A 2,095-nucleotide genomic window follows, 5' to 3' on the forward strand; every position below is an offset into this window, starting at 1 on the left:
GCGTTTCGCATGTCGGTTATGACATCCAGATTTGTGCATCAAGCAGAGACCGCGCCATGAAGTCCATTTTCCTTTATAAGCGCTGAACGGCGAGCTGAAAAGCGGGCCAGGTGGGCGGTTCAGCGGGGCGCGCCGGCCACCGCCGGGCAGTCACGGGCAGCCATCCGGCAAATCCTGACGTCACGTCACGTAGCGGCCGGCCGCCCGCTGAAGCTCGGGGCGGTGCAGCGCGGCTGAAAAGTCCGCGGCGCGCCGGTGCAGTGACTATTATGTAGATGTGGTCCGGGCTAGCGACACGTGACCACAAACGGAGCAGGGCGGGGCTGGCGGCAAGACTGGCCGCCCGTTTCTGCTCCGCCATAACCGGGTCCGCGACGCGTGCGGGCTTTTTTTTGGCCGGGCCTAATGGTGATAAGTCGTATTAGCTGCGTTGCGTTTAATGATCCGGCGGCCCGCCGACCGCTCCGGACGCGCAAAGTCGAAAATATCGCGTCCCCTTGCAACCATGCACATCGGCGACAACGCCGGTTGCCTCCGAAGGCAGATTGAGGCAGAACTCCAGACGGACAAAGCCTCTGGATTATCTGGTCAACCGTGGCCGGTACATTGCAGACCATCTGCGACGGGACGTGAACGATGAAATCTTCCCGCGCCGACCGCAAGCTGTGCTGGTAGGTAACTTGATAGTCCATGCTATGGGTGTTCAGCCCTCTTCTGCTCGTGCCCTGCGTTCTGGCCAACTTCTGCGCCATATCACTGGCGATCCCGTAGGACGAATGCCGGCCGGCTACGCGTTGGCGAGGCAGCGTGGCTTTGAATGCGCGGTGGCCAGTCGAGGCCATTCATTTCCATTCGGTCGTCCAATGCGCGCAAACGAAGTTTCGGAAACTGAAATTATCCGACCCTTCACATTTCGCCCTCATTCAAAAATCCGGGCTTGTCACGGTTTGCTCATGCCATGAGCCACCAAGGCACGATTATCAAATAATCCTCAGGTTGCGAATTCGACCAATCGACGGGGACCGTTCGAGAATCAGTTTTGTGATGAACTCGGGCAACAAGGCCCGAGGCCCGGGCGCGACCGCAACCGCAACCGCAACCGCAACCGGGCCGTCGCGGTCGATGTGTGCAAGCTGGTTCATTTTCTTCTCTCAGTTTGATGATTCATCGGTCAATATCTGGACCACTGTCGGGCAACTGGTTGCGGGTTTTCGACGGCCATGGAGTTTGTCTGCAAGCCGCGCCCGGACTGAATTTCTGGACGCAGCGAATGACCCGAAGCCCATGCTGGCAAAAGATTCCAACAAGATTGCGCCTAGAGCAGTTCGAGCAATTTGTCTGGCCGCATCTGAGCCTGGGCCGTCGCGGACCTCGCCCCACGCTGGCCTTGCACAAGATCTTCAACTACATCCTGCAGGCGCTGTACATGGGTTGTCAATGGAAGATGCTGCCGATCGACAGGAATGCAGAAGGTCACCCTGAAATCCACTATACGCGCATCTACCGCACGTTTCGTCGCTGGCAGGCCGATGGTTGTATTGATGCCATCTTTTCGGGCTCGGTGCAGCAGCTTCATCAGGACCAGTTGCTTGACCTTTCGGTCATCCACGGCGACGGTACCACGACGGCGGCGAAGAAAGGCGGCGACAATCTCGGGTATAGCGGGCACAAGCATCTGAAGGGCGACAAGGTGGTAGCCTTGTGCGATCGCAACTGCAACGTCATTGCACCATTCATCAGCGCTCCCGGCAACCGCAACGAATCACCGCTGTTGCGCGACGCGCTGCCAAGCCTCACCGCCATGGCCCGCGCCATTGGCGCGGGCCTGCACGGTTCAATCGTCAGCCTGGATGGCGTCTACGACTGCAGGGCCAACCGCAAGGCGATCTTCAATCGCGGCATGACCCCGAACATCCCCGAGAATCCGCGCGGACGCAAAACACCGAAGCGAGGCCGCAAGCAGCGCTATGATCCGGCCATCTTCGAGGAGCGTTTCAGGACCATTGAGCGGGTCTTCGCCTGGGAGGACAAGTTCCGCCGTCTGCTGCTGCGCTTTGAGCGCATCAGTGACGTTCACTATGCGTTCAAGACGCTT

At 59.1% G+C, this 2,095-nt stretch carries 2 protein-coding genes; one reads left to right on the forward strand and one right to left on the reverse strand.

Features of this window, described 5'->3' with window-relative positions; all coding sequences use genetic code 11:
• Positions 1–980 precede the first annotated feature (980 nt).
• Positions 981–1,142, reverse strand: a complete 162-nt coding sequence (locus P0D89_RS52435) for a hypothetical protein (RefSeq protein ID WP_408371017.1) — start codon at positions 1,140–1,142, stop codon at positions 981–983.
• Positions 1,143–1,270: 128 nt separating this feature from the next.
• Between P0D89_RS52435 and P0D89_RS52440 the strand changes: the two genes are divergently transcribed.
• Positions 1,271–2,095, forward strand: an 825-nt coding sequence (locus tag P0D89_RS52440; protein ID WP_408379532.1) for a transposase, incomplete at its 3' end; no start/stop codon positions are given.

The sequence above is a fragment of the Paraburkholderia sp. RL18-085-BIA-A genome, from assembly GCF_046027075.1.
Taxonomy (GTDB): domain Bacteria; phylum Pseudomonadota; class Gammaproteobacteria; order Burkholderiales; family Burkholderiaceae; genus Paraburkholderia.

What these genes read in the sequence shown, in the direction of transcription:
- P0D89_RS52435 (WP_408371017.1), bottom strand. Translation starts at nt 1,142, where the DNA reads ATGAACCAGCTTGCACACATCGACCGCGACGGCCCGGTTGCGGTTGCG.